Raw genomic sequence first — 25,513 nt, 5'->3', positions numbered from 1 at the left:
TCTGATTTCATTCGCATTCCATTTTCCTTGCCCATGCGGCGTAAGCCTGTGGCACACTTTCTGCTGTCTATTCCGTTGTTACATACTATGTTCCGGTATAGCGGAATAAACTCACCCTGGAGTGCTTGTCATGCATCGCCGACCTTCCTTGTTCAAAGCGTGTGTTTTTCTCTTCGCGGCCACGACGGCTGCCATGGGTGTCGCTCAGGCGGCCGACAGCAAGCTGGACAGCGTGCTGCAACGCGGAAAATTGATCGTGGGCACGGGCAGTACCAATGCGCCGTGGCACTTCCAGGGAGCGGATGGCAAGTTGCAGGGTTTTGATATCGACATTGCGCGGATGGTCGCCAAGGGCCTGTTCAATGACCCGGAGAAAGTCGAGTTTGTGGTGCAGTCTTCCGATGCACGCATTCCCAACCTGTTGACCGACAAGGTCGACATGAGCTGCCAGTTCATTACCGTGACCGCCAGCCGTGCCCAGCAGGTGGCGTTCACCCTGCCGTACTACCGCGAAGGTGTGGGCCTGCTGCTGCCGGCCAACAGCAAGTACAAGGAAATCGAAGACCTCAAGGCCGCCGGCGACGGCGTCACCGTGGCGGTGTTGCAGAACGTCTACGCCGAAGAGTTGGTGCATCAGGCATTGCCCAAGGCCAAGGTCGACCAGTACGACAGCGTCGATCTGATGTACCAGGCAGTGAACTCCGGTCGCGCCGATGCCGCCGCCACCGACCAGTCTTCGGTCAAGTACCTGATGGTGCAGAACCCCGGTCGCTATCGCAGCCCGGCCTACGCCTGGAGCCCGCAAACCTATGCCTGTGCGGTCAAGCGCGGCGACCAGGACTGGCTGAACTTCGTCAACACCACCTTGCATGAAGCCATGACTGGCGTGGAATTTCCGACGTACGCAGCGTCGTTCAAGCAGTGGTTCGGCGTGGACCTGCCGTCGCCGGCTATCGGTTTTCCCGTTGAATTCAAATGACCCTGTGAGCCCGGGGCGCCAGCTGTCGGCGCCCCGTTTAAGGTACTGCCGACCATGAATTATCAGTTGAACTTTGCCGCCGTCTGGCGCGATTTCGACACCTTGCTGGCGGGGCTCGGCCTGGGGCTTTCCCTGGCGCTGGTATCGATCGCGATCGGTTGCGTGATCGGCCTGCTGATGGCGTTTGCGCTACTCAGCAAACACCGTGCCTTGCGGGTGCTGGCGTCGGTGTATGTCACGGTGATCCGCAATACGCCGATCCTGGTGTTGATCCTGTTGATTTACTTCGCCTTGCCGAGCCTGGGCATTCGCCTGGACAAGCTCCCGTCGTTCGTCATCACGCTCTCGCTGTACGCCGGGGCCTACTTGACTGAAGTGTTTCGCGGCGGGCTGTTGAGCATTCACAAGGGGCAACGTGAAGCGGGCCTGGCCATCGGCCTGGGCGAATGGCAGGTGAAAGCCTACGTCACCGTGCCGGTGATGCTGCGCAACGTGTTGCCGGCCTTGTCGAACAACTTCATTTCGCTGTTCAAGGACACCTCCCTGGCGGCGGCGATTGCCGTGCCGGAGCTGACCTATTACGCGCGCAAGATCAACGTGGAGAGCTATCGGGTGATTGAAACCTGGCTGGTGACCACGGCCCTGTATGTCGCGGCCTGTTACCTCATTGCCATGGTGCTGCGTTATTTCGAGCAGCGCCTGGCGATCCGCCGTTAGGAGTGTGCCATGTACGAATCCCCCAGTTGGTTGCATGAGTTGTGGGTCGCCCGGGACACGCTATGGGCAGGTTTCCTGACCAGCGTGCAGTGTTCGGTGCTAGCAATTCTGTTGGGCACGTTGATGGGGCTTGTCGCCGGGCTGGTGCTGACCTATGGCCGCTTCTGGATGCGCGCGCCGTTTCGTTTCTACGTCGACCTGATCCGTGGCACGCCAGTGTTCGTGCTGGTGCTGGCGTGCTTCTACATGGCCCCGGCGCTGGGTTGGCAGATCGGCGCATTCGAGGCTGGAGCCCTGGGCCTGACACTGTTCTGTGGCTCTCACGTGGCCGAGATCGTGCGCGGTGCCTTGCAGGCGTTGCCCCGTGGGCAGATGGAAGCGAGCCAGGCCATTGGCCTGACGTTCTTCCAGGCGTTGGGTTATGTGCTGTTGCCCCAGGCGTTGCGGCAGATCTTGCCAACCTGGGTCAATTCCTCCACCGAGATCGTCAAGGCCTCGACGTTGCTGTCGGTGATCGGCGTTGCCGAACTGCTGCTCAGCACTCAACAGATCATTGCCCGGACCTTCATGACCCTGGAGTTTTACCTGTTCGCCGGGTTTCTCTTTTTCATCATCAATTACGCCATCGAATTGCTCGGGCGATACATTGAAAAGCGGGTGGCCTTGCCATGACAGACGTTTCGACCCCCTCCAACGCCCGACCGCTGCTGGACATTAGTGGTCTGCGCAAACAATACGGCCCGGTGGAAGTGCTCAAGGGCGTGGACCTGAGCATGCAGCGCGGCAACGTGGTCACACTGATCGGTTCCAGCGGTTCGGGCAAGACGACGCTGCTGCGCTGCGTGAACATGCTTGAAGAATTCCAGGGCGGGCAGATCGTGCTCGACGGTGAGTCCATCGGCTATGACGACGTCGACGGCAAGCGCGTGCGCCACGCCGAGAAAGTCATCGCCCGGCATCGGGCCATGACCGGCATGGCGTTCCAGCAATTCAACCTGTTCCCTCATCTGACGGCACTGCAGAACGTCACCCTGGGTCTGCTCAAAGTGAAAAAACTGCCCAAGGATGAAGCCATCGCCCTGGCCGAGAAATGGCTGGAACGGGTCGGCTTGCTGGAACGGCGCAATCACTTTCCCGGTCAGTTGTCCGGCGGCCAGCAGCAGCGCGTGGCGATTGCCCGTGCGATTGCCATGAACCCCAGCCTGATGCTGTTCGACGAAGTGACCTCGGCCCTGGACCCGGAATTGGTGGGTGAGGTGCTGAACGTGATCAAGGGCCTGGCCGAAGACGGCATGACCATGCTGCTGGTGACCCACGAAATGCGCTTTGCCTTCGAGGTCTCCGACAAGATCGTGTTCATGAATCAGGGGCGCATTGAAGAGCAGGGCCCACCCAAAGAACTGTTCGAGCGGCCACAGTCGCCGCGTCTGGCGGAATTCCTCAAGAACACTCGTTTTTAAGGCTAATTCAACAAGGAGAAACACTCATGAGCATTACGCGTTACGGCACCGGCAGCACCGCAGGCGGTGGCCAGCCACGGCCATTCGCTCGCGCCGTGGAAGCCGATGGCTGGTTGCACGTGTCCGGCCAGGTGCCGGCGGTGAACGGCGAGATTATTGTCGGCGGAATCGTCGAGCAGACGCACCAGACCATGAAGAACCTGATCGCCATTCTCGAAGAGGCCGGTTATGACCTCAAGGATGTGGTGCGCTGCGGCGTGTGGCTGGAAGACCCGCGCGATTTCTGGAGTTTCAATAAGGTGTTCGGCGAATACTTCAGCTCGGAACATGCCCCGGCCCGGGCTTGTGTGCAGGCCAACATGATGGTTGATTGCAAGGTCGAGATTGATTGTGTGGCGTACAAGAAGAAGTAATCATTGATCGGGAAATACTGACATGACCGAAGACACCATCAAACGCCGGGCCCGGGGACTGGATCGGGCGTTCGATATCCTCGATTTCCTCAAGGAAATCGGCCAGCCGCTGCGCCCGAACGACATCGCCAGCGGCATTGGCAGCCCCAAGTCCACGGTCTATGAACTGGTGGCGTCGCTGTTGGAACGGCGCATCCTGGAACCCGTGGGCAAGGACGGTCATGTCTATCTGGGCCGTCAGTTGTACTTTCTCGGGCAGGCGCACCTGCGGCATTTCGACTTGAGCCGCGAGGCTGATCACGCCTTGCAGGAGATCGTGAGCCAGACCCGGGAAACTGCCCAGATGTGCCTGCTCAACGGGCGCAAATACACCGTGGCGCTGATGAAGGAGGGCGAGCGGCATTTCCGCATTTCATCGGACATTGGGGAAAACGCACCGATCCCCTGGACCGCCTCCGGTCGCCTGCTGCTGGCGCATTTGAGCGACCAGCAGATCGTCGACCTGATCGACCCTGACGACTTCATCCTGCCGGATGGCGATCGTCTACCCCTGGAGCAGTTCCTTGCGCAAATCCGCCAGGCCGGCCTCGATGGTTTTTTCTCCTTCGACAGCGTTGCCGACACCTTCACCCACTGCTTCGCCGCACCGGTCAAAGACCCGAACGGCGTGGCCATCGCAACCCTGTGCATCGTCGCCCCAAGGGCCGACGCCAAGAACAATTACGCCGACTATCGCCGGGTGCTGATCGAAAGCGCCAACAACCTGGCCCGTCGCATCAATGAATAGACAGCCGCGGCGGTTAGCGGCTGTGTGTGAGGAGTTCAAACATGTCTTCTGCCATTCATAACGCTGGCGTAGAGAAGGGTGCCGCCACCACCGGTGCCCACCTGCTGCGGGACGTCAGCCTGCCGGCGCTGGTGCTGCACCGCGAGGCGCTGGAACACAACATTCGCTGGATGCAAGCGTTTGTCACAGGCAGCGGTGCCGAACTGGCGCCCCACGGCAAGACCAGCATGACCCCGGCGTTGTTCCGCCGACAGCTCGACGCTGGCGCCTGGGGCTTGACCCTCGCCACCGCGGTGCAGACCCGTGCCGCTTACGCCCATGGCGTGCGCCGGGTGCTGATGGCCAACCAATTGGTGGGCACGCCGAATATGGCGCTGATCGCCGATCTGCTGGCCGACCCGGCGTTTGAGTTTCATTGCATGGTCGACCATCCGGACAACGTTGCCGACCTGGGCGCGTTCTTTGTCTCTCGCGGTATGAAGCTGAACGTGATGATCGAGTACGGCGTGGTCGGTGGCCGGTGTGGTTGCCGTACCGAGGCCCAAGTGCTGGCCCTGGCCGAGGCGATCCGGGCGCAACCGGAGTTGGCGTTGACCGGTATCGAAGGCTACGAAGGGGTGATCCACGGTGACCACGCCATCAGTGGCATCCGGGCGTTTGCCGCATCGTTGGTGCGGCTGGCGGTGCAGTTGCAGGACACCGGCGCGTTTGCCATCAACAAGCCAATCATTACCGCTTCGGGTTCGGCCTGGTACGACCTGATCGCCGAATCCTTTGAGGCCCAGAACGCCCATGGGCGTTTTCTCAGCGTGCTGCGCCCCGGCAGCTACGTGGCCCATGACCATGGCATCTACAAAGAAGCCCAGTGCTGCGTGCTGGAGCGGCGCAGTGACCTGCACGAAGGCCTGCGCCCGGCCCTGGAAGTCTGGGCCCATGTGCAATCGCTGCCGGAACCGGGCTTCGCGGTGATCGCCCTGGGCAAGCGCGACGTGGCCTACGACGCGGGTTTGCCGGTGCCGCTCAAGCGCTACAAACCCGGTTCGGATTCGGTGGCGGGGGACGACGTGAGTGGCTGCAAAGTGACGGCGGTGATGGACCAGCATGCGTTCATGAGCGTGGCCCCGGGGGTTGAGTTGCGGGTGGGTGACATCATCTCGTTTGGTACATCGCATCCGTGCCTGACGTTCGACAAGTGGCGCGTGGGGTGTCTGGTGGATGAGGGGTTGCGGGTGGTTGAGAGCTTGGAGACTTGTTTTTAGCCTTTAGACCGAGTCGCGGCTATCGCGTGTAAGCCTTGCTCCTACACTGATCGACTGTGAACACAAAATTTGTGTTTGCCCAAGATCCCCCTGTGGGAGCAAGGCTTGCCCGCGATAGCGGCCTCCCAGACCCCACCGAACCATCAGGATCACCCATGAGCACTTCCAAACCCCGCATCGCCCTGATCGGCGAATGCATGATCGAACTGCAACAACGCGCCGATGGCAGCCTGCAACAGAGCTTCGGCGGTGACACCCTGAACACGGCGGTTTACCTGTCTCGCGCCTTAGGCGACAAGGGGGCGGTGGATTACGTGACTGCCCTGGGCGATGACAGTTTCAGTGACGCCATGTGCCAGAGTTGGGCCGCGGAAAACATCGGGTTGGACAGGGTTCAGCGTTTGCCCGGGCGCTTGCCGGGTTTGTATTGCATCCAGACGGACGCGGCGGGTGAGCGGCGGTTTTTGTACTGGCGCAACGAGGCGGCGGTACGCGATTGTTTTACCACCCCGGCCGCCGCGCCGATCCTGGCCTCGCTACCGCATTACGACGTGCTCTATTTCAGCGGCATCACCCTGGCGGTGCTCGGTGAGCGCGGGCGCGGCAAGCTCATCGATACCCTGATCGAGGCCCGCCGGCGCGGGGCTCAGGTGGTGTTCGACAATAACTACCGGCCAAGGCTTTGGGCCTCGGTCGACGCCGCCCGCGCGGCCTATCGCAGCGTATTGCCCTACGTGGAACTGGCGCTGTTGACGGTGGACGACGAGCAGGCGCTGTTCGGTTATGCCAACAGCGAGGCGGTGTTCGCTGCATACGCAGAGTTCGGCACTCCCGAAGTGGTGCTCAAACGCGGCGCCGAGGCTTGTCTGATCCGTTGCGATGGCAAGTCTTATGAAATTCCTGCCCAGCGGGTCGAGCGCGTTGTGGACACGACGGCGGCGGGGGACTCATTCAGCGCCGCATACCTGGCGAGCCGATTGTTGGGCGGCGGTCCGGTGGAGGCCGCCGAGGCCGGGCACCTTCTGGCGAGCCGAGTGATTCAGGTGCCGGGGGCATTGATTCCCAAGGGCTGACTACACCGAAGATTGGGTTAGCCCTGTGGCGAGGGAGCTTGCTCCCGCTGGCCTGCGAAGCAGGCCCCAACAAGCGGCTGCTGCGCAGCCGAGCGGGAGCAAGCTCCCTCGCCACAGGTGGGGACTCTCGGCGAAGCGTGGATTCAATCCCGGTAAAACACCTGCACCAGGTGATACCCGAACTTGCTCTTGATCGGCCCATGCACCACCCGCAGCGGCTTCTTGAATATCACCGCATCGATCACGCCAACCATCTGCCCTGGCCGCACTTCACCCAGATCGCCGCCGCGTTTGCCGGAGGGGCAAGTGGAGTACTTCTTGGCCAGCACATCGAAGGCTTCGCCCTTGGCGATGCGTTGTTTGAGCTGTTCGGCTTCTTCGGCGGTTTTCACCAGGATATGGCGGGCTTGGGCTTTCATTGCAGCGCTGACCTGAGGGGTGGGAAGGTGACGGGGCGGCGATTATGCCTCAAGTCAGGCGCCATGGTTGATCATCGTCCGAATCTTGTTTGCCAGCAGATCAAGGGTGAAGGGCTTGGCGACCATGTCCATCCCGTGGTCGAGGAACCCCTGGCGTTCGGTGGCTTTTTGCGCATAACCGGTCATGAACAGCACTTTCAGCTCGGGCCGGTGCTGGCGGGCGATTTCCGCCAGTTGCCGGCCATTCATACCCGGCAGGCCGACATCGGTCACCAGCAGGTCGATGCGCTGGTCCGACTCCAAAAGTGGAAGGGCCGTCTTGGCATCCTGGGCTTCGAGGGCGGTGTAACCCAGGGCACCCAACAGGTCGAGCACCAGCATCCGCACCGCCGGTTCGTCCTCCACCAGCAACACCGTTTCTCCGGCGACCGCGGCTGGCGCGTCGACGGTCACTGGCAGCTCAGACTGTTCGGTGGGCGAAACGTACAGCCGCGGCAGGTACAGCTGCACACGCGTGCCCTGGCCCGGCACACTGTCCAGGTTGAGGTGCCCACCCGACTGCTGGGCAAACCCGTAGATCATCGAGAGCCCCAGGCCGGTGCCCTGACCGATGGGTTTGGTGGTAAAGAACGGGTCGAAGGCCTTTGCCAGCACAGAGGGGCTCATGCCGCTGCCGTTGTCGCTGACGGCAATCATCACATAGTCCCCTGCCTTGATTGGCTCCAGGGTGTTGATGTCATTGCCGTCGAGGTAGACGTTGGCGGTTTCGACGATCAACTCGCCGCCGTCGGGCATCGCGTCCCGGGCGTTGATCACCAGGTTGAGCAGGGCGTTTTCCAACTGGCTGGCATCGGTGCTGACCGGCCAAAGCTCGTCGGCCAATTGCAGCCGTAGCACGATGTGATCGCCGGTGGTGCGGCTCAGCAGGTCCTCGAGCGAGTGCACCAGTTCATTGGGGTCAAGCGGTTTGCGGTCCAGCGACTGGCGTCGGGAAAAGGCCAGCAGCCGGTGAGTCAGGGCTGCGGCGCGGTTGGCCGAGGACACCGCCGCTTCGGTAAAACGCCCGATCTCGGCGGTGCGGCCTGTGGCGATGTAACGCTGCATCAGGTCGAGACTGCCGAGGATGCCGGTGAGCATGTTGTTGAAGTCATGGGCGATGCCGCCCGTGAGCTGGCCCACGGCTTCCATCTTCTGGGCATGGCGCAGCGCTTCTTCGGCGCGTTCGCGTTCGAACATCTCGCTTTGCAGACGATGGTTGGCTTCGGCCAATTGCTGGGTGCGGGCGATGACCCGTTCCTCGAGCGTTTCGTTGAGATTGCGCAGGGCTTCTTCGGTTTTCTTGCGCTCGGTCTCGTCGATTACAAAGATGTAGAAGCCGTTCACCGAGCCGTCCGCCCCATGGCGAGGCAGGTAGTTGATCAGCGCATGGCGTGGCCGGCCGTCGCGATGTTGCGAATGTACGGCGAAGCTGCACGGCTTGCCCGCCAGGGCGGCGGCGATCTGTTCGGCGAGACCGGCGTAGGCTGTTTCGCCGAGCACTTCGCGGACGGTCTTGCCGTAAAGCTCCTGCGGGGTCAGGCCGTACCAGTCCAGATAGGCGCTATTGTTCAGCCGGAAGCGCTCTTCGCGGTCCACATAGCTGATGAGGATGGGCAGGGCATTGATGACCAACTGCAGCTCGGTCTGGCTCTGGCGCAGGGCCTGCTCGGTATTTTTACGCTCGGTCAGGTCCAGGGCCGCGCCGAGGAAACGCTTGGGCCGACCGTGGCGGTCCTTGTAGCAGCGACCGCGCACGAACACCCAGCGCATTTCACCGTTGGGTTTGAGCAGGCGGTACTCCTCGGCGTATTCCGTGCCATGAGTGATGCAGTGCTTGATGCTGCGGGCGACCATGGCCCGGTCTTCGGGGTGCACACCTTCGAGGTAGGCGCTGATGGGCAACTGACGAGACAGGCTCGGATCGACGCCATGCAGCAGGGCGAAATGGGCGTCGGCAATGAAGCGGTCTTCGCTGATGTCCCAGTCCCAGGTGCCCAGCGCGTCGGTGGCGGCCAGGGCCAGTTGCAGACGCTCTTCGCTTTCATGCTGGGCCTTGAGGCTGGCCTCGGAGCGTCGTTCGAATTCCTGGGCCAGGCGTCGTCGCTCGCTGGTTTCGATGGCGGTGATCAGGATACCGGCCACGGTGCCGCGCTCGTCGTGCACGGGGCTGTAGGTCAGGTCCAGCCACAGATCGCAGAGGCGGCCGGCGAACGGCACGCGCCATTGCTGATCGCGGCAGGTATGCGTCTGGCCTTGCAACACGCGGTGATAAATCGGTTCGCTCACGCCTCTGAGTTCAGGCCATGCTGTGTGGGTCGGCTGGCCGAACGCCCGGGGATGTTTGTCACCGGCCAGACGGGCGAAGGCGTCGTTGTAGAGATGGCTCAGTTGCGGGCCCCACAGCAACGCCATCGGCATCGGCGAATGGATCACGATGTCCACCGTGGTGCGTAGGCTCTGGGGCCAGGTTTGGGCAGCGCCCAGCGGGCTGCTGGTCCAGTCCAGTCGGGCGATCAGGCTCTGTGTGTCGCTGCCGGTGGGTGTTGCGTTCATCACGGAATCCCTGGATGTCGTGTCGCAGCTACGGCGTCTACTATCCTCTGAAGAAGGTAAGCGCGGTTGGTCTGAAGGGTTTCATATTCGGGGCAGCTTGTTTCATTGATGTCTCGCGGAAGTTTCAGTCCATGGAAATTGATTCCTTGTTGCAAATCCTGGCGAGCCAGGCAGGCTCCGACCTTTACCTGTCCACCGGTGCGCCGCCGTGCGCGCGCTTCGAGGGCGTGCTCAAGCCCTTGGGTCACCAGGCATTCAAGGTCGGCGACATCGCCGGGCTCGCCGAGTCTTTGATGGACGCCGAACAGCGCCTTGAGTTCGATAGGGAGCTGGAAATGAACCTGGCGATTTCCCTGCCTGGTGTTGGGCGGTTCCGGGTCAATATTTTCAAGCAGCGCAATGATGTGTCCATGGTAATACGCAACGTCAAGCTGGACATCCCGCGCTTCGAAGATCTGAAACTTCCTCAGGTTCTACTGGATATCATCATGCAGAAGCAAGGGCTGATGCTGTTCGTCGGCGCCACGAGCTCGGGCAAGTCGACCTCCCTGGCGGCGTTGATCGATTACCGCAATCGCAACAGCAGCGGCCACATCATCACCATCGAAGACCCGGTGGAGTATATCCATCGGCATAAGAAATCGATCATCAATCAGCGGGAAGTGGGGGTCGACACGCGCAGTTTTCATGCCGCCCTGAAAAACACGTTGCGCCAGGCGCCGGACGTGGTGCTGATCGGCGAGATTCGTGATCGCCAAACCATGGAGCATGCCCTGGCCTTCGCCGACACCGGGCATCTGGTGATTTCCACCTTGCATGCCCATAACGCCAATCAGGCCCTGGACCGGGTGATCAATTTCTTCCCGCAAGAGCGCCGGCCGCAGTTGCTGAGCGACTTGGCTAACAACCTCAAGGCGTTCGTGTCCCAACGCCTGGTGCGCACCCGCACTGGCAAGCGTCGGGCTGCGGTGGAGGTCATGCTGGGCTCGCCCACGGTGGCCGACCTGATCCGGCGCAACGAGTTTGGCGAGCTCAAGGGCATCATGGAAAAGTCAGAAGAGTTGGGAATGCAAACCTTCGACCAGGCCCTGTTCAACCTGGTGGTGGAGGGGGCCATCGATGAGGAAGAAGCGCTGAAAAACGCCGACTCGGAAAACAACCTGCGGTTGCGCCTGAAGCTGCATGCCGAGTCTGGCGCGGCGCCTGCGCCCGACTCGGCGGGTGAGTGGGGGTTGGTGGATTGAGTACTTCTGTGAGAACAACACCTGTGGGAGCAAGGCTTGAGGTTCGCTCAACTCAGGTAGCAAGCTCCGGCCGACCACGAAACTGCTCCAGCGCCTCGGGGTTGGCCAGGGCATCGGTGTTTTTCACCGCCTCGCCATGCACCACATTGCGCACCGCCAGTTCGACCACTTTGCCGCTGATGGTCCGCGGAATGTCGCTGACCGCCAGGATTTTCGCCGGTACATGACGTGGTGTGGTGTTGGCGCGGATAACCTGACGGATCTGCTGCTCCAAAGCCTCATCCAGCGTCACACCATCCCGCAGGCGCACAAACAGCACCACCCGCACATCGCCCTGCCATTGTTGGCCAATGGCGACGCTGTCCAGCACCTGCTCGACTTTTTCCACCTGCCGATAGATCTCCGCCGTGCCGATGCGCACACCTCCGGGGTTGAGCACCGCGTCGGAGCGCCCATGGATCAGGAAGCCGCCGTGGGGCAGTTCCTCGGCATAGTCCCCTTGGGACCAGACGCCGGGGAACTGACTGAAGTAGGAAGCACGCAGCTTTTCCTGCTGCGGGTCGTTCCACAACCCAATGGGCATCGCCGGAAAATGCCGGGTGCACACCAGTTCACCTTTCTCGCCGATAACCGTTTTGCCAGCCTCGTTCCAGACCTGAACCGCCATGCCCAGGCTCTTGCCCTGCATTTCGCCCCGGCGTACCGGCGACAGCGGGTTGCCGTTGACGAAGCACGACACAATGTCGGTGCCGCCGGACATCGAGGCCAGGCAGATGTCGGGTTTAACGTCACGGTACACGTAATCGTAGCTATGGGGCGCCAGCGCCGATCCGGTAGACAGGATGGTTTTCAGGCTGCCCAGGTCGTGGGTTTGCCGAGGCTTCAGGCCCTGGCTTTCCAGGGCTGCCAGGTATTTGGGGCTGGTGCCGAACACGCTGATGCGCTGCTGGTCGATCACGTCCAGCAAACGCTCGGCCCCGGGGTGAAACGGCGAGCCGTCGTAGAGCACCACCGCACTGCCGACGGCGAGGGCCGACACCAGCCAGTTCCACATCATCCAGCCGCAGGTGGTGTAGTAGAACAAGCGATCCTTGGGGCCGAGGTCGACGTGCAGGCCATGTTCCTTGACGTGCTGCAACAACACGCCGCCGGTGCCGTGGACGATGCACTTCGGCACGCCGGTGGTGCCGCTCGAATAGAGGATATACAGCGGATGATCGAACGGCACGCCGATGAATTGCGGTTCGCCGCCGCTTTGGTAAAACCCCTCCCACAACGCGACGCTGGCCTGGGTCTTGAAGTCCTCGACACGAACCTCGGGCCGGGCGTAGGGCAGCACGATCAACTGCTGCAACGACGGCAGCCGTTCGAGGATTTCGTTGACCTTGGGCCGCTGGTCGATGACCTTGCCGGCGTAGCGATAACCGGCGCAGGTAATCAGCACCTTGGGCTCGATCTGGCCGAATCGGTCGATAACCCCCTGGGTGCCGAAATCCGGCGAGGAACAAGACCAGATCGCCCCCAGGCTGGTGGTGGCGAGCATGCCCACCAGGGTCTGCCAGGTGTTGGGCATGCAGGCGGCCACCCGGTCACCCTGGGTCACGCCGACCGCTTGAAGGCTTTTTTGCAGGCCGGCGACATGGGCGGCGAGTTCGGACCAGGTCAATTGTTCCTGGCCGCCGTTTTCGTCGAGGGCAACCACTGCCACGGTGTTATCGCGGCGGCGCAGCAGGTGTTCGGCGAAATTCAGGGTCGCCCCTGGGAACCAGCGGGCGCTGGGCATTTGCGGGCCTTCCACCAGGACCTCGGTGGATGCTTGGTGAAAGCGGATCTCGAAGAAATCGACGACGGCCTGCCAGAAAGCTTCGCGCTGTTCGATGCTCCAGGCATGCAGGGTTGGGTAGTCGCTCAGTTGCAGATGATGCCGCGCATTGACGAACCGGCGAAAGGCGTCCATGCGCGACTGGACGATGCGCTCGGGACCGGGTTGCCAGAGGATGTCGGACATGGGTTGCCTCTTATTTTTTATGCACACACAAACTATAGAGCGGCTCAATCTTGTGGCGAGGGGATTTATCCCCCGTGTGGGAGCAAAGCTTGCTCGCGAAACAGGTACCTCGATTATGAAAGACCGCATCGCCTTCATCGCGGGCAAGCCTTGCTCCCACAGTGGTTCGCAGGCGCTTATTGGGCCAGCCACCCACCATCAATATTCCACGCCGCTCCCCGCACCTGGCTACCGGCTTCGCTGCACAAAAACAACACCAGTTCCCCCAGTTGCGGCGGGGTCACGAACTCCAGTGAAGGCTGCTTTTCGGCCAGCAGATCATGCTGAGCCTGTTGTGGATCGACGCCGGTTTTGATGCGATCGTCGATCTGTTTTTGCACCAGCGGCGTCAGCACCCAGCCTGGGCAGATGGCGTTGCAGGTCACGTTGCTGGTGGCGGTTTCCAGGCCGACCACTTTGGTCAGGCCGATCACCCCATGCTTGGCCGCGACATACGCCGCTTTGCCCACCGAGCCGACCTGGCCGTGCACCGAGGCGACGTTGATGATCCGCCCCCAGCCCTTGGCGCGCATGCCCGGCAGGCTCAGGCGGGTGGCGTGGAACACCGAGGACAGATTGATGGCGATGATTGAATCCCAGCGCTCCACCGGGAACTCCTCCACAGCGGCCACGTGCTGGATCCCGGCGTTGTTCACCAGGATGTCCACGCCACCGAACTCGCGTTCGGCGTAGGCGAGCATGTCGGCAATTTGCGCTGGGTCGCTGACATCGGCCGGATGATGGCCGACCTTGCCGCCGAACTGTTTGACTTCAGTGATCACCGCCGAAGCATCGCCAAAGCCGTTGAGGATCAGGTTGGCGCCGGCCTTGGCCAGGCTCAGGGCGATGCCCAGGCCGATGCCGCTGGTAGAGCCGGTCACTAGGGCGGTCTTGCCCGAAAGAAAGGTTGTCATAGGAGCCTCACACAATGCCAGTGGCGTAAAACACACCGATCACTACGAAAACCGCGAGGGTCTTGATCAGCGTAATACAAAAAATGTCTTTGTAGGCTTCCCGGTGGGTCAGGCCGGTCACCGCCAACAGGGTGATCACCGCGCCGTTGTGGGGCAGGGTGTCCATGCCACCGCTGGCCATGGCCGCCACCCGGTGCAGCACCTCAAGGGGGATGTTGGCGGCGTGGGCGGCGCTGATGAAGGTTTCGGACATCGCCGCCAGGGCGATGCTCATGCCGCCGGAGGCAGAGCCGGTAATGCCCGCCAGCAGCGTGACGGTCACGGCTTCGTTGACCAGAGGGTTGGGAATGCTCTTGAGCCAGTCGGCCAGCACCAGGAAGCCTGGCAACGAGGCGATGACCGCGCCGAAACCGTATTCCGAAGCGGTGTTCATCGCCGCCAGCAACGCGCCGCCTACCGCGCTCTTGCTGCCTTCGGCCAGCTTGCTGCGAATGGCTCGGAAGCCAAACAGCAGGACCATGATGATGCCCACCAGCAATGCAGCCTGCACCGCCCAGATCGCGGTGAGTTTGGCGATGTCACTGGTCACCGGCGCCGCCATGCCCGGCAGCGCCAGGCTATGGGTCTTGCCGTACCACTGGGGAATCCACTGGGTGAACAGCAGGTTCATGATCCCGACCGCCAGCAGTGGCGAAACGGCGATCCATGGGTTCGGCAGCTTGATGTCTTCGGCGGTTTCGGGCTCGTTGCGCAGTTCGGTGCCGTAGCCTTCGCCCACACGTTGGGCCTTGTTGCGCTGGCGTTGCAGAAACAGCATACCGGCGCTGAACACAAAGATCGTGCCGATCAGACCCAGCCACGGCGCGGCCCAGGCGGTGGTGTTGAAGAAGGTGCTGGGGATGATGTTCTGGATCTGTGGCGTGCCGGGCAGGGCGTCCATGGTGAACGAGAACGCGCCGAGGGCGATGGTGGCCGGGATAAGCCGCTTGGGAATATTGCTCTGGCGAAACATCTCGGCGGCGAACGGGTACACCGCGAATACGACGACGAACAGCGACACGCCACCGTAGGTCAACAGGGCGCAGACCAGCACGATCACCAGCATGGCCTGGCGCGTGCCGAGCAGGCGAATCGCCGCCGCCACGATGGCGCGCGAGAAACCCGACAACTCGATCAGCTTGCCAAACACCGCGCCGAGCAGGAACACCGGGAAATACAGTTTGATGAAGCCGACCATTTTTTCCATGAACACCCCGGTGAAGGCAGGGGCGACGGCGGAAGGGTCGGTGAGCAGGACGGCGCCGAGGGCGGCGATGGGGGCAAAGAGGATGACGCTGTAGCCACGGTAGGCGGCAACCATCAACAGCGTGAGAGCTGCCAAGGCAATGATCACACTCATGGTGTGTCTCCTGGGATTGTTATTTTTGTGGGTGAAGCTGAGGAAGGTCTTTAGCGAGTTTTGTGCCAGGAACGTAACTTTATGAAATATAAGGAAATTATTTTTTTAATGAGGGTGTTTTCGGGTTTTTATCTCTATTTTGAGATTTTCGTGGACGGTGCTGGACTCATCGCGAGCAGGCTCGCTCCCACAGGGGTGCCCGTGTTTATCAGGAAAGCACCGTTCCATGTGGGAGCGAGCCTGCTCGCGATGAGCGCAAAGCGCTCCAAAAGGGAGTTGTCTAAATTTAGAGACTTAAGTCTCTTTACTGAGACTCCGCAATCCCCAGCGCCACCATCTTCTTATACAAAGTCGACCTCCCGAGCCCCAACCGCTCGGCCGCTTCAATCACCTTGCCCCCGCATTGCGCGAGGGTGTTTTCGATCAATTGCCGGTCGAATCGCGCCCGGGCCTGACTGAAGGTTTCCTGCGGCAGCGGCTCCAGGTTCGAGTTTGTCGTACGGGTAATCGGCGTGAACGTACCAATGGCGGCGCGGATGTCCGCAGCGGTGAGCACCAGGTTATCGCTGAGCAGCGCGGCCCGTTCCAGCACGTTGCGCAGCTCCCGGATGTTGCCTGGCCAGGCATGTTGTCCCAGCAGGTCGAGTGCGTCGTGGTTCAGTTCGTGCTGGCTGCGCAGTTCTTCGAGAATCGCCTCGCTCAGGGCCGGCAAGTCATCCAGGCGTTCGCGCAGCGACGGGACCTGGATGGGCAGCACATTGAGGCGGTAATACAGGTCGGCGCGGAACTCACCGCGTTTAATCGCCGCTTCCAGATCCATGGACGTGGCGGCGATCACCCGTACATCGCTTTGCAGCACCTCGTTGGAGCCTACCGGTTCGTATTCCTTTTCCTGCAGCACCCGCAGCAGTTTGCTTTGCAGTGGCAAGGGCATGTCGCCAATCTCATCCAGGAACAGCGTGCCGCCCTGGGCAATTTGCAGTTTGCCGGCGCGCCCCTTGCGGTCGGCACCGGTGAAGGCCCCCGGAGCGGTGCCGAAGAACTCGGCTTCCAGCAGGGACTCGGGAATTGCCGCGCTGTTAATGCTGACGAACGCCTTGTGCGCCCGCGGTGAAGCACTGTGGATCGCCTGGGCCAGCAATTCCTTGCCAGTGCCGGTTTCGCCAAGCAGCAACACCGGCGAATCGGCGCTGGCGCTGCGCCGGGCACGGCGCTTGACCTCCAGGCCGGCGCTGCTGGTGCCGATGAAATGGGCGAAGTTGTACTTGGTCTGCCGCGCCCGCAGCAGCGAGCGGGTGGAGGCCAATTCTTCCTGCATGCTTAGGTAACGCTTGAGCATCGGCGACAGGCTGCGCAATTCATCGAACAAGGCAAAGCCGATGGCGCCGATCACTGCGCCCGCGCTGTCGTGGATCGGCAGGCGCATCACCACCAGTGGCTCTTTGGGCGTGTCCTGCATGTCCAGCAGAATCGGCCGCCCGGTACGCACCACTTCACGCAGCAGGCTGCCGGGGATCACGCTCTCGCACGCCCGGCCGATGGCCTCCTGCGCCGAGTTCAGACCGAAGCGGCGGGCGTAGCGTTCGTTCATCCAGACGATATTCGCATCACGGTCGACAATCACCGTGCCTTCGCTGGACTGCTCGATGATTTCGAACAACGAACGGATCGCCAGCGTGCGTACGCGCTTGTAATCCTTGAGGCTTTCGGTGGGGTTCATGGATGTTATTTCCGGGACCTGAGGTGAATGTGCCGCCGCCATCGCGAGCAGGCTCGCTCCCACATTTGATCTTCAGTGCGACGCGGCCCCGTGTGGGAGCGAGCCTGCTCGCGATGGGCGCGATACAGAGCTACGCCATGCGCTGCATTATGCCCACCCCAGATGCGCCGCCGCCAACAGCTCCTTGGTGTAGGGATGCTGGGGCGAGTCGAATACCTCATGGCTGGCGCCTTGCTCGACCACTTTGCCGTCCTTGATCACGATCATGTCGTGGGCCAGGGCGCGAACCACCGCCAGGTCATGGCTGATGAACAGGTAGGTCAGGCCGTGTTTTTCCTGGAGCTGGCGGAGCAGGGCGACCACTTGCTTCTGCACGGTGCGGTCCAGGGCTGAGGTCGGTTCGTCCAGCAGGATCAACGCCGGCTTGAGCACCAGTGCCCGGGCAATGGCGATGCGCTGGCGCTGACCACCGGAGAATTCGTGGGGGTAACGATGGCGGCTCTGCGGGTCGAGGCCGACTTCCTTGAGGGCCTGGATTACCCGTGCTTCGCACTGTGCGGGACTGGACGGGCTGTGGACCTCAAGGCCTTCGCTGATGATCTGCTGCACCGACATCCGTGGGCTGAGGCTGCCGAACGGGTCCTGGAACACCACCTGCATCTGCTTGCGCCACGGCCGCAGTTCTTTCTGTGACAGATGATCGAGGGCCTGCCCCTGGAAGTGAATGCTGCCTTCGGATTCGATCAGTCGCAGGATCGCCTGGCCGAGGGTTGACTTGCCGGAACCGGATTCGCCGACGATGCCCAGGGTCTTGCCGCGCTGAATGTTCAGGCTGATGCCGTCCACGGCACGCAAGTACTCCTTGCGTCGGAACAGCCCGCCGCCCAAGGCAAAACTCACTCGCAGGTCCTGCACCCGCAACACGTCTTCGCGGTCGTCCCGGGGCGGGGCCTCGCCTTCCGGTTCGGCGTGCAGCAGTTCGCAGCTGTAGGGATGTTTCGGCGCGCTGAAGAGGGTTTCGCAAGGCGCCTGTTCGACGATTTCCCCGGCCTTCATCACGCACACCCGTTGCGCGATGCTACGCACCAGGTTCAGGTCGTGGCTGATCAACAGCAATGACATGCCGAGCCGTTGCTGCAGTGATTTGAGCAGGAGCAGAATTTTGCGCTGCACGGTCACGTCCAGCGCGGTGGTCGGTTCGTCGGCGATCAACAGTTCCGGCTCGCAGGCCAGGGCCATGGCGATCATCACCCGTTGGCGCTGGCCGCCGGAGAGCTGATGGGGGTAGGCCTTGAGCCGTTCGCTGGGTTTCTGAATGCCCACCAGGGCCAGCAATTCCAGAATGCGCTGGCGCGCCGCTTTACCGCCCAGGCCCTTGTGCAGCATCAGGGTTTCGCCGATCTGCTTTTCGACGCTGTGCAGCGGGTTCAGCGAGGTCATCGGTTCCTGGAAGATCATCGCGATCCGGTTGCCGCGCAGCTCCCGCAGGGTCTTGGCCTCGGCGCCCACCAGTTCCTGGCCACGGTAGCGAATGCTGCCGGTGGTGCGGGTGCCGGTTTCGGGCAGCAGTTGCAGGATGGAGTGGGCCGTCACCGATTTGCCGGAGCCTGACTCGCCCACCAGGGCCAGGCACTCACCGGGGCGGATGTCCAGGCACAGGTTGCGCACCACGGCGTGGTCGTTGAAGGCCACGCTCAGGTCGCGGATTTCGATCAGGTTGTCGCTCATCTCAGGGTTCCGCTTCATGATCGGGGATCGAACGCGTCTCGCAACGCTTCGCCGATAAACACCAACAGGGACAGAATCAGCGCCAGGGTGAAGAACGCCGTCAGCCCCAGCCACGGCGCTTGCAGGTTCTGTTTGCCCTGGCCGATCAACTCGCCCAGCGACGCGCTACCGGCCGGCATGCCGAAACCGAGGAAGTCCAGGGCGGTGAGGGTGGAAATCGCCCCTGTGAGGATGAAGGGCAGGTAACTCAGGGTAGCGTTCATCGCATTGGGCAGGATATGTCGCACGATCACCTTGCGGTCGGTCAGGCCCAGGGCCCTGGCGGCTTTCACGTATTCGAGGTTGCGCCCGCGCAGGAACTCGGCACGTACTACGTCTACCAGGGCCAGCCAGGAAAACAGCGCCATGATCCCCAGCAGCCACCAGAAATTCGGCTCCACGAAGCCGGACAAAATGATCAGCAGGTAGAGCACTGGCAGCCCGGACCAGACTTCCAGCAAGCGTTGCCCCAGTAGATCGACCCAGCCGCCGTGATAACCTTGCAACGCGCCGGCAGCGATGCCGATCAACGCGCTGATGGCGGTCAGGGCCAGGGCGAACAGGATCGACACCCGCGCGCCGAAGATCACCCGGGCCAGCACGTCCCTGGCCTGGTCATCGGTGCCCAGCCAGTTCACCTTGGAGGGTGGGCTCGGGGCCGGTTGGTTGAGGTCGTAGTTGGGCGTGTCGTCGCTGAACGGGATCGGTGGAAACAGCAGCCAGCCGCCGTCCTTGTGAATCAGGTCTTGCACGTAGTTGCTGCGATAATCGGCCTGGAACGGCAACTGCCCGCCAAATTCCTGCTCGGTGTGGCGCTTGAACACCGGGAAGTACAGCGAGCCCTGGTAGCTCACCAGCAGCGGCTTGTCATTGGCGATCAACTCGCCGCCCAGGGTCAGGATGAACAGCCCGAGGAACAACCACAGCGACCACCAGCCCCGGCGGTTCTTTTTGAAACGCTCGAAACGCCGGCGGCCCAAGGGTGAAAACTTGAACATCAGGCGTTCCTCGCGGCGAAGTCGATGCGCGGGTCCACCAGGGTGTAGCAGAGGTCGCCGATGAGTTTGATGAGCAGGCCAAAGAGCGTGAAGATGAACAATGAGCCGAACACCACCGGGTAGTCCCGGGACACGGCGGCCTCGTAGCTCATTCGTCCCAGGCCATCGAGGGAAAAGATCACCTCGATCAGCAAGGACCCGGCAAAGAACACACTGATGAATGCCTGGGGAATACCCGATACCACCAGCAGCATCGCATTGCGGAACACGTGGCCATACAGCACCCGCTGCTCGCTCATGCCCTTGGCCCGTGCCGTGACCACGTACTGGCGCGTGATTTCATTGAGAAACGAGTTCTTGGTCAGGATCGTCAGGGTCGCGAAGCCGCCGATGACCAGTGACGTGACCGGCAATACCAGGTGCCAGAAATAGTCGGCGACCTTGCCCAGCGTCGACAGCGATTCGAAGTTATCCGACACCAGCCCGCGCACCGGAAACCAGTTCAGCGATGTACCGCCGGCGAATACCACGATCAGGAACATGGCGAACAGAAACGCCGGCATTGCATAGCCGATGATGATCGCCGTGCTGCTCCACACATCGAACGCGGAACCGTGCCGCACCGCCTTGCGAATGCCCAGCGGAATCGACACCAGGTAGGTGATCAGCGTCGCCCAGAGCCCGAGTGAAATGGTCACTGGCATTTTTTCCAGGATCAGGTCGGTGACCGTGGAACCCCGGAAGAAGCTCTTGCCGAAGTCCAGGCGGGCGTAGCTGCTAAGCATCAGCCACAAACGCTCGGGGGCCGGTTTGTCGAAGCCGTATTGTTTTTCGATGTCTTTGATCAGCTGTGGGTCAAGGCCACGACTGGCGCGGGAACTGCCGGTCATGGCATTGCCCGAACTGCCGACGCCGCCGCCGATGCCTTGCAGGTGGGCGATGGCCTGTTCCACCGGTCCGCCCGGCGCGGCCTGCACGATGACGAAGTTCACCAGCAGAATAATCACCAGGGTCGGAATGATCAGCAGCAGGCGCCGCGCGATATAAGCCCACATCAGTTCCGCCCTCCAGGTGTGCCGCGTTTGATGCGTTCGGCGCTCATCTGCTCGTTGGTCAGCGGCGTGGTGCTCATTTCCCACCAGCTCTCGATGGCTTCGTCATTGCTGGCTTGTACCTTCGGAATACCGAAGCGGTTCCACCACACGGTCGAGCTGCCCGGCGGGTAATAGTTGGGGATCCAGTAGTAATTCCATTGCAGCACCCGATCCAGGGCGTGGGCGTGGCGGAGCATGTCGCTCTGGGTGGTGGCCTTGACCAGCCCGTCGATCAGGGCGTCCACCGCCGGGTTCTTCAAGGCCATGTAGTTGTTGGCGCCTGGATCGTTGGCCGCTGCCGAGCCGAAGTAATTGTAGAGTTCCATACCCGGCGAGGTGCTGACGGGGTAGCCGGTGATGATCATGTCGTAGTCGCGGCTCATCAGGCGATTGACGTACTGGGACGAATCAATGCGCCGAATGCTCATGTCGATGCCGATCTGCGCCAGGGTCCGCTTGTAGGGCAGCAGCAGGCGGTCGATACCGTTCTGGGTGGTCAGGAAAGTGAAGCTCAGTGGCTCGCCCTCGGCATTCACCAGGCGATCGCCGTCGGGTTTCCAGCCAGCCTCTCCCAGCAGCGCCAGGGCTTGCAATTGTTTGTCACGGATCACGCCGCTGCCGTCGGTTTTCGGGGCCTGGAATACCTGGGTAAAGACTTCGTCGGGTATTTGCCCGCGCAACGGCTCGAGGATCGCCCGCTCGTCTGCATCGGGCAGTTGCCGGGCGGCGAGGTCGGTGTTGGAAAAGAAACTCTGCTGACGCACGTAGAGGTTGCGCATCATCTGCCGATTGCTCCACTCGAAATCCCAGAGCATGGCCAGGGCCTGGCGTACACGGCGATCCTGGAACTGTGGTTTTTGCAGGTTGAACACGAAGCCTTGGGCCGTCTGGGGCGCTTCGGTGGCCAGGTGGGCCTTTTGCAGGCGACCGTCTTGCAAGGCCGGGCCGTCATAGCCGATGGAATAGCCGGTGGCAGAGAATTCGCGGTTGTAGTCGTAGGCGCCACCGCGCAAGACTTGCCGGGCCACATCGGTGTCGCCGAAATACTCGATGCTGAAGTGGTCGAAATTGTAGAGCCCGCGGCTGACCGGCAGGTCCTTGCCCCACCAGTCGGCGTTGCGTTCGAAGGTGATACTGCGCCCAGAGTCGACCTTGCTCACCCGGTACGGGCCACTGCCCAGTGGTGCCTCGTAGCCGCCGCCACTGGCAAAATCACGGGTCTTCCACCAGTGTTCGGGGAAGACCGGCAGGGTGGCGATGTCCAGGGGCAGGGTGCGGCTTTCATTGTTCTTGAAGTCGAACCGAACGGTACGCTCGGATTCCACCTCGACACCTTTGACGGCCGCGAACTGGGTGCGATAGCGCAGGCTGCCCTGGGTCATCAGCAGCTCGAAGCTGTAGCGCACGTCCTGGGCGGTGATGGGCTTGCCATCGGCGAATCGGGCCTTGGGGTTCAGGTAGAAGCGCAGGGACAGGCCATCGTCGGAGCGCTCCATTGCCTGGGCCACCAGGCCGTAGACGGTGTAGGGCTCATCCAATGAGCGTTGGGCCAGCGGCGAATAAAGCATCCCGTCGATTTGAGTGACGCCGATGCCTTTGTCGATATACGGCAGCACATGGTCAAAATGGCCAATCTCCATCGCCGAGCGGCGCAGGGTGCCACCCTTGGGGGCCTGGGGATTGGTGTAGGCGAAGTGGCTGAAACCGTCGGCATACTTTGCCGGCTCGCCATAAACTGTCAGGGCATGTTGCGGTGCGGCATCCACACCGGTGGCGCCTGTCAGCAGGACCACGGCAGTGAATAGTAGTGAGGGGAACGCCAGTCGCATTGTCAGCCTTAAAGCCGGGTGATCGATGACCACGATTTGTACGCGAGCGGCGTGTTGATCGCCAGCCCGTTTGCGTGACGCAAACACAACGGCCCACCTAAGGGTGGGCCGTTTGTCGATAAACCGGGGGATCAGTCCTGGCGGCTGGTCACTTCCAGCAGGTGATAGCCGAACTGGGTCTTCACCGGGCCCTGGACCACATTGATCGGGGCGCTGAATACCACGGTGTCGAATTCCTTGACCATCTGGCCTGGACCGAACGAACCCAGGTCGCCGCCCTGACGGCTGGACGGGCACGAGGAATTGCTCTTGGCGACTTCGGCGAAATCAGCGCCGGCTTCGATCTGGGCCTTGAGTTCGTGGCACTTTTCTTCGTTGGCAACCAGGATGTGGCGGGCAGTGGCTTTGGCCATGGGGAAAACTCCTTTCAATATGTTTAAAGGTGTTGAGCCTACCGGAATCGTTAACGGTGTGTTGTCAAAATTGCGTCAAAGCCTTGGGCCTGGCGATCAAAGGCCGGCTTTGCGCAAGCGCTCGGCGTGGCGCACGTAAAGCGCTACCGGGTCTGTGCCCTTGCGCACCGTGCCGGTGGTCTGATTGATGACATCCAGGTGGTCCAGTGGGTAGTCAGAGCGAATGACTTGGCCCAAGTGCGAGCTGAAACGCCCCACCAGGCCGTCATTCTGCCCGGCTTCGGTAATGAAATACTCGGAAAAGGCCCGGCAGAAAACCTGCAAGGGCCCCATTGCACCGAGTTCTGCGCCCGGCGTCTGCGGCAATGTGCCGCTCCATGAGTAGTAGCGCACGCCGTTGACGGTTTGTGGGCCGTTGCTCCCCCAGTTCTTGGGCAGACCTTGGGGGTATTTGTCATTGAACGCGCCCACACCTTCGGTGGTGAGCGACGCCAGTGCGGCGATGGCGGCGGGCGCAAGCGGCGCCTGGCCGCTGAGCAATGAGATGAAATCGGCGAAAAGCGTGGCGACTTTATTCGCCACGTGCTCCGGCAGGCGTCCCGGGGTGAGGGCCTTGTGCAGAAAGTCGGCCAGTTCGGAACCATGGTTGGGGCCGCTGACCGACGTCACCGAGGCGACCCGGTCGGTTGCCAGTGCGGCGGCATAACGGGCGGCCAGCGCACCCTGGCTGTGGCCGATCAGGTTGACCTTGGCGGCGCCGGTTCCACTCAGGACCCGATCGATCTGAGCCAGCAATTGTTCGCCACGGGCTTCATTGGAATGGGTGGCCGATAAATGGGGGATGAACACCCGGGCACCGGCGGCGCGCAGTGCCTGTTTGATGCCGTGGAAAAGTTCGACGCCTGCGATCCTGTCAAACCCGAACAACCCATGGACCAATAGGATGGGAAATTGAGTAGTTGCATTCCGTTGCATGTTCGTACCTTTTTCGAAGAGGTTCACGTTGAATTTGCGACCTCACTCTAATGCAGGCTCGTGATCGGCGGTGTAGGAAGAAACCGCAGTGACGTACTGAAACCGGAATAAAAGAGGCGGGAAAATTCGAGCAAGAAACCGGGCGGGGCTGAAGGTATCTGGATACTTCCGATAGCCCCTGTGGTTTGCAGCTACAGCTTCAGGCGCAAGAGACCACTTCCTCTGCTGTCAAGTCTGACTGTGGGGTTGGGACGGTCGGGGTTTAATGGCGTCATCGGGCACCGCTATGTGAGACGGTGCCTTTATCCAAGGAATGGAGCCCATACATGACCACTTACCCATCTGCCCAACGAGCCAGGCTCAGATTGCCAACGAGACTGCCGGCACCGATTCTGGCGGCGGCCAAGGGCGGGGTGATCAACCCCGCCTGGAGAAAGACGGTCATCACCGTCAAGCCTTATCCGCTGATGACGTGCGGGGATGAACTGCTGCTGTTTTGGCACGGACTCAACTCAGACGGCGAGCCCTATCGGCATGAAGTGCGAAGGTTTGTAACCGAGCGCCAAGTCGGGCTGAGCGTCGTTTTCGTCGTGCGCGAACCTCATATCGCTGAACTGGATGGCGGCTCGCTGGAGATTTCCTACCAAGTGACTGGCAAACAACTACCGGCCTCGCTGGTTTCGGAATACCTGCAATTGGAGATCGGCGACGTGCCGTTGCAACTGCTGGCCGCCGTTGCCGACGATGCGGTAGGCGGCAGCCTGGATCCGAATCGGGTGCCCGAAGGGACGTGTGTGAGCCTTCGGCCCTATTCCAGAATGGCCGTCGGGGATCGATTGATCTTGACTGCCAGTCGCGACTCCAAGGCGCTTTGGCGCGATGTGCTGGACATAGAAACTCACGCCGTCGGTCGTGATGTATCGTTCTGGATCGATCACTCGCAAATCGCTCCTCATGTTGGCCATAGCCTGGCCTTGGCTTACGTCGTCAGGCGTGGCCATTCAGTGCGTCGCGCCGAGCCCTTGTCGTTGCACATCGGTCCTTTGGTGCGCCCCGCGCTGAAGGTCCCGCGGATTCTGGAGCTGAACGACGGTTGGCTGGATATCGACGATCTTCAACAGGGGGTCACTGTCGTCATTGACGGTGCCGGACTTGAGGCGGGCGAGCTGGTCTGGCTGCAGTGCAACGGGAGTTACGCTCATGTCGCCGAGCAGGAAATCACCGAGGCCACGGCAGGTCAACCGGTCAACTTTAGGGTGCCTGCGGCATTTTGGCAGGAGCAGCGCGACAGAACGGTGCGGGTGTTTTATCAGGTCGAGCGCCTGGATGATGTCAGTCAGCATTCCGGATGGGTCACTGTTGACGTTCGTTCCAAGGTGCAAAGCTGAGCGACGCCCTTCCTGGGGAAGGGCGC

General features: G+C 61.6%; 22 protein-coding genes. 10 read left to right on the top strand and 12 right to left on the bottom strand.

Annotated elements, in window-relative coordinates:
• Window positions 1-130 precede the first annotated feature (130 nt).
• From ACA047_RS18395 to ACA047_RS18360, 8 genes are all read left to right on the top strand, one after another.
• Window positions 131-979, top strand: coding sequence for a transporter substrate-binding protein (locus tag ACA047_RS18395; protein ID WP_497351681.1), 849 nt, complete (start codon window positions 131-133; stop codon window positions 977-979).
• A 54-nt stretch (window positions 980-1,033) separates the two neighbouring features.
• On the top strand, window positions 1,034-1,696 hold the full coding sequence (locus tag ACA047_RS18390) for an amino acid ABC transporter permease (RefSeq protein WP_497351679.1): 663 nt from the start codon (window positions 1,034-1,036) through the stop codon (window positions 1,694-1,696).
• A 9-nt stretch (window positions 1,697-1,705) separates the two neighbouring features.
• Window positions 1,706-2,368 (top strand): amino acid ABC transporter permease, encoded by a 663-nt coding sequence (locus ACA047_RS18385; protein WP_497351677.1) that lies wholly within the window; start codon window positions 1,706-1,708, stop codon window positions 2,366-2,368.
• On the top strand, window positions 2,365-3,156 hold the full coding sequence (locus ACA047_RS18380) for an amino acid ABC transporter ATP-binding protein (protein WP_497351675.1): 792 nt from the start codon (window positions 2,365-2,367) through the stop codon (window positions 3,154-3,156). Before ACA047_RS18385 ends, ACA047_RS18380 begins: the two co-directional genes overlap by 4 nt.
• Before the next feature lie 26 nt (window positions 3,157-3,182).
• A complete protein-coding gene (locus ACA047_RS18375; RefSeq protein WP_497351673.1) occupies window positions 3,183-3,569 on the top strand; it encodes a RidA family protein in 387 nt (128 codons plus the stop codon).
• 22 nt (window positions 3,570-3,591) lie between these two features.
• Window positions 3,592-4,356, top strand: coding sequence for an IclR family transcriptional regulator (locus ACA047_RS18370; RefSeq protein WP_497351671.1), 765 nt, complete (start codon window positions 3,592-3,594; stop codon window positions 4,354-4,356).
• 41 nt (window positions 4,357-4,397) lie between these two features.
• Window positions 4,398-5,615, top strand: a complete 1,218-nt coding sequence (locus ACA047_RS18365; protein WP_497351669.1) for an amino acid deaminase — start codon at window positions 4,398-4,400, stop codon at window positions 5,613-5,615.
• Window positions 5,616-5,770: 155 nt separating this feature from the next.
• Window positions 5,771-6,688 carry a sugar kinase gene (locus ACA047_RS18360; RefSeq protein ID WP_497351667.1) on the top strand — a complete coding sequence of 306 codons (918 nt, stop codon included), beginning with the start codon at window positions 5,771-5,773 and terminating at the stop codon, window positions 6,686-6,688.
• Window positions 6,689-6,831: 143 nt separating this feature from the next.
• Here the strand turns inward: ACA047_RS18360 and ACA047_RS18355 are convergent, their stop codons facing one another.
• Window positions 6,832-7,107 carry a peptidylprolyl isomerase gene (locus ACA047_RS18355; RefSeq protein ID WP_003182808.1) on the bottom strand — a complete coding sequence of 92 codons (276 nt, stop codon included), beginning with the start codon at window positions 7,105-7,107 and terminating at the stop codon, window positions 6,832-6,834.
• 54 nt (window positions 7,108-7,161) lie between these two features.
• Complete coding sequence (locus ACA047_RS18350; RefSeq protein ID WP_497351664.1) at window positions 7,162-9,699, bottom strand: PAS domain-containing hybrid sensor histidine kinase/response regulator family protein; 2,538 nt, start codon at window positions 9,697-9,699, stop codon at window positions 7,162-7,164.
• 131 nt (window positions 9,700-9,830) lie between these two features.
• Here ACA047_RS18350 and ACA047_RS18345 point away from each other — a divergent pair, with 131 nt between their 5' ends.
• Window positions 9,831-10,943 carry a PilT/PilU family type 4a pilus ATPase gene (locus ACA047_RS18345; protein WP_497351662.1) on the top strand — a complete coding sequence of 371 codons (1,113 nt, stop codon included), beginning with the start codon at window positions 9,831-9,833 and terminating at the stop codon, window positions 10,941-10,943.
• Between the two features lie 52 nt (window positions 10,944-10,995).
• Here ACA047_RS18345 and ACA047_RS18340 read toward each other — a convergent pair whose 3' ends face one another.
• The 10 genes from ACA047_RS18340 to ACA047_RS18295 all read right to left on the bottom strand — a co-directional run bounded on the left by ACA047_RS18340 (window position 10,996) and on the right by ACA047_RS18295 (window position 24,099).
• Window positions 10,996-12,951 carry an acetoacetate--CoA ligase gene (locus ACA047_RS18340; protein WP_497351660.1) on the bottom strand — a complete coding sequence of 652 codons (1,956 nt, stop codon included), beginning with the start codon at window positions 12,949-12,951 and terminating at the stop codon, window positions 10,996-10,998.
• Window positions 12,952-13,127: 176 nt separating this feature from the next.
• Complete coding sequence (locus ACA047_RS18335) at window positions 13,128-13,904, bottom strand: 3-hydroxybutyrate dehydrogenase (protein WP_497351658.1); 777 nt, start codon at window positions 13,902-13,904, stop codon at window positions 13,128-13,130.
• Between the two features lie 7 nt (window positions 13,905-13,911).
• Entirely contained in the window at window positions 13,912-15,303 is a 1,392-nt protein-coding gene (locus ACA047_RS18330) for a GntP family permease (RefSeq protein ID WP_497351656.1), read from the bottom strand.
• Between the two features lie 304 nt (window positions 15,304-15,607).
• Window positions 15,608-17,023 carry a sigma-54 interaction domain-containing protein gene (locus tag ACA047_RS18325; protein WP_497351654.1) on the bottom strand — a complete coding sequence of 472 codons (1,416 nt, stop codon included), beginning with the start codon at window positions 17,021-17,023 and terminating at the stop codon, window positions 15,608-15,610.
• 147 nt (window positions 17,024-17,170) lie between these two features.
• Window positions 17,171-18,751: an ABC transporter ATP-binding protein gene (locus tag ACA047_RS18320; protein WP_497351652.1), complete on the bottom strand. Its 1,581-nt coding sequence runs from the start codon at window positions 18,749-18,751 to the stop codon at window positions 17,171-17,173.
• A gap of 14 nt (window positions 18,752-18,765) precedes the next feature.
• Window positions 18,766-19,788, bottom strand: a complete 1,023-nt coding sequence (locus tag ACA047_RS18315; RefSeq protein ID WP_497351650.1) for an ABC transporter permease — start codon at window positions 19,786-19,788, stop codon at window positions 18,766-18,768.
• On the bottom strand, window positions 19,788-20,843 hold the full coding sequence (locus tag ACA047_RS18310; protein WP_497351648.1) for a microcin C ABC transporter permease YejB: 1,056 nt from the start codon (window positions 20,841-20,843) through the stop codon (window positions 19,788-19,790). Before ACA047_RS18310 ends, ACA047_RS18315 begins: the two co-directional genes overlap by 1 nt.
• A complete protein-coding gene (locus tag ACA047_RS18305; protein ID WP_497360436.1) occupies window positions 20,843-22,711 on the bottom strand; it encodes an extracellular solute-binding protein in 1,869 nt (622 codons plus the stop codon). The genes ACA047_RS18310 and ACA047_RS18305 overlap by 1 nt, the downstream gene beginning before the upstream one ends.
• 131 nt (window positions 22,712-22,842) lie before the next feature.
• A complete protein-coding gene (locus ACA047_RS18300) occupies window positions 22,843-23,124 on the bottom strand; it encodes a peptidylprolyl isomerase (RefSeq protein ID WP_497351646.1) in 282 nt (93 codons plus the stop codon).
• A gap of 96 nt (window positions 23,125-23,220) precedes the next feature.
• Window positions 23,221-24,099, bottom strand: coding sequence for an esterase/lipase family protein (locus tag ACA047_RS18295; RefSeq protein ID WP_497351644.1), 879 nt, complete (start codon window positions 24,097-24,099; stop codon window positions 23,221-23,223).
• A 326-nt stretch (window positions 24,100-24,425) separates the two neighbouring features.
• On the opposite strand from ACA047_RS18295, the gene ACA047_RS18290 reads away from it, so the two are divergent.
• Window positions 24,426-25,487 (top strand): hypothetical protein, encoded by a 1,062-nt coding sequence (locus ACA047_RS18290; RefSeq protein ID WP_497351642.1) that lies wholly within the window; start codon window positions 24,426-24,428, stop codon window positions 25,485-25,487.
• Window positions 25,488-25,513: the final 26 nt, after the last annotated feature.

This window comes from Pseudomonas sp. LBUM1664, assembly GCF_059695895.1.
Note: the sequence above shows the minus strand (reverse complement) of the source record. Positions and strands in the feature narration are given on the sequence as shown.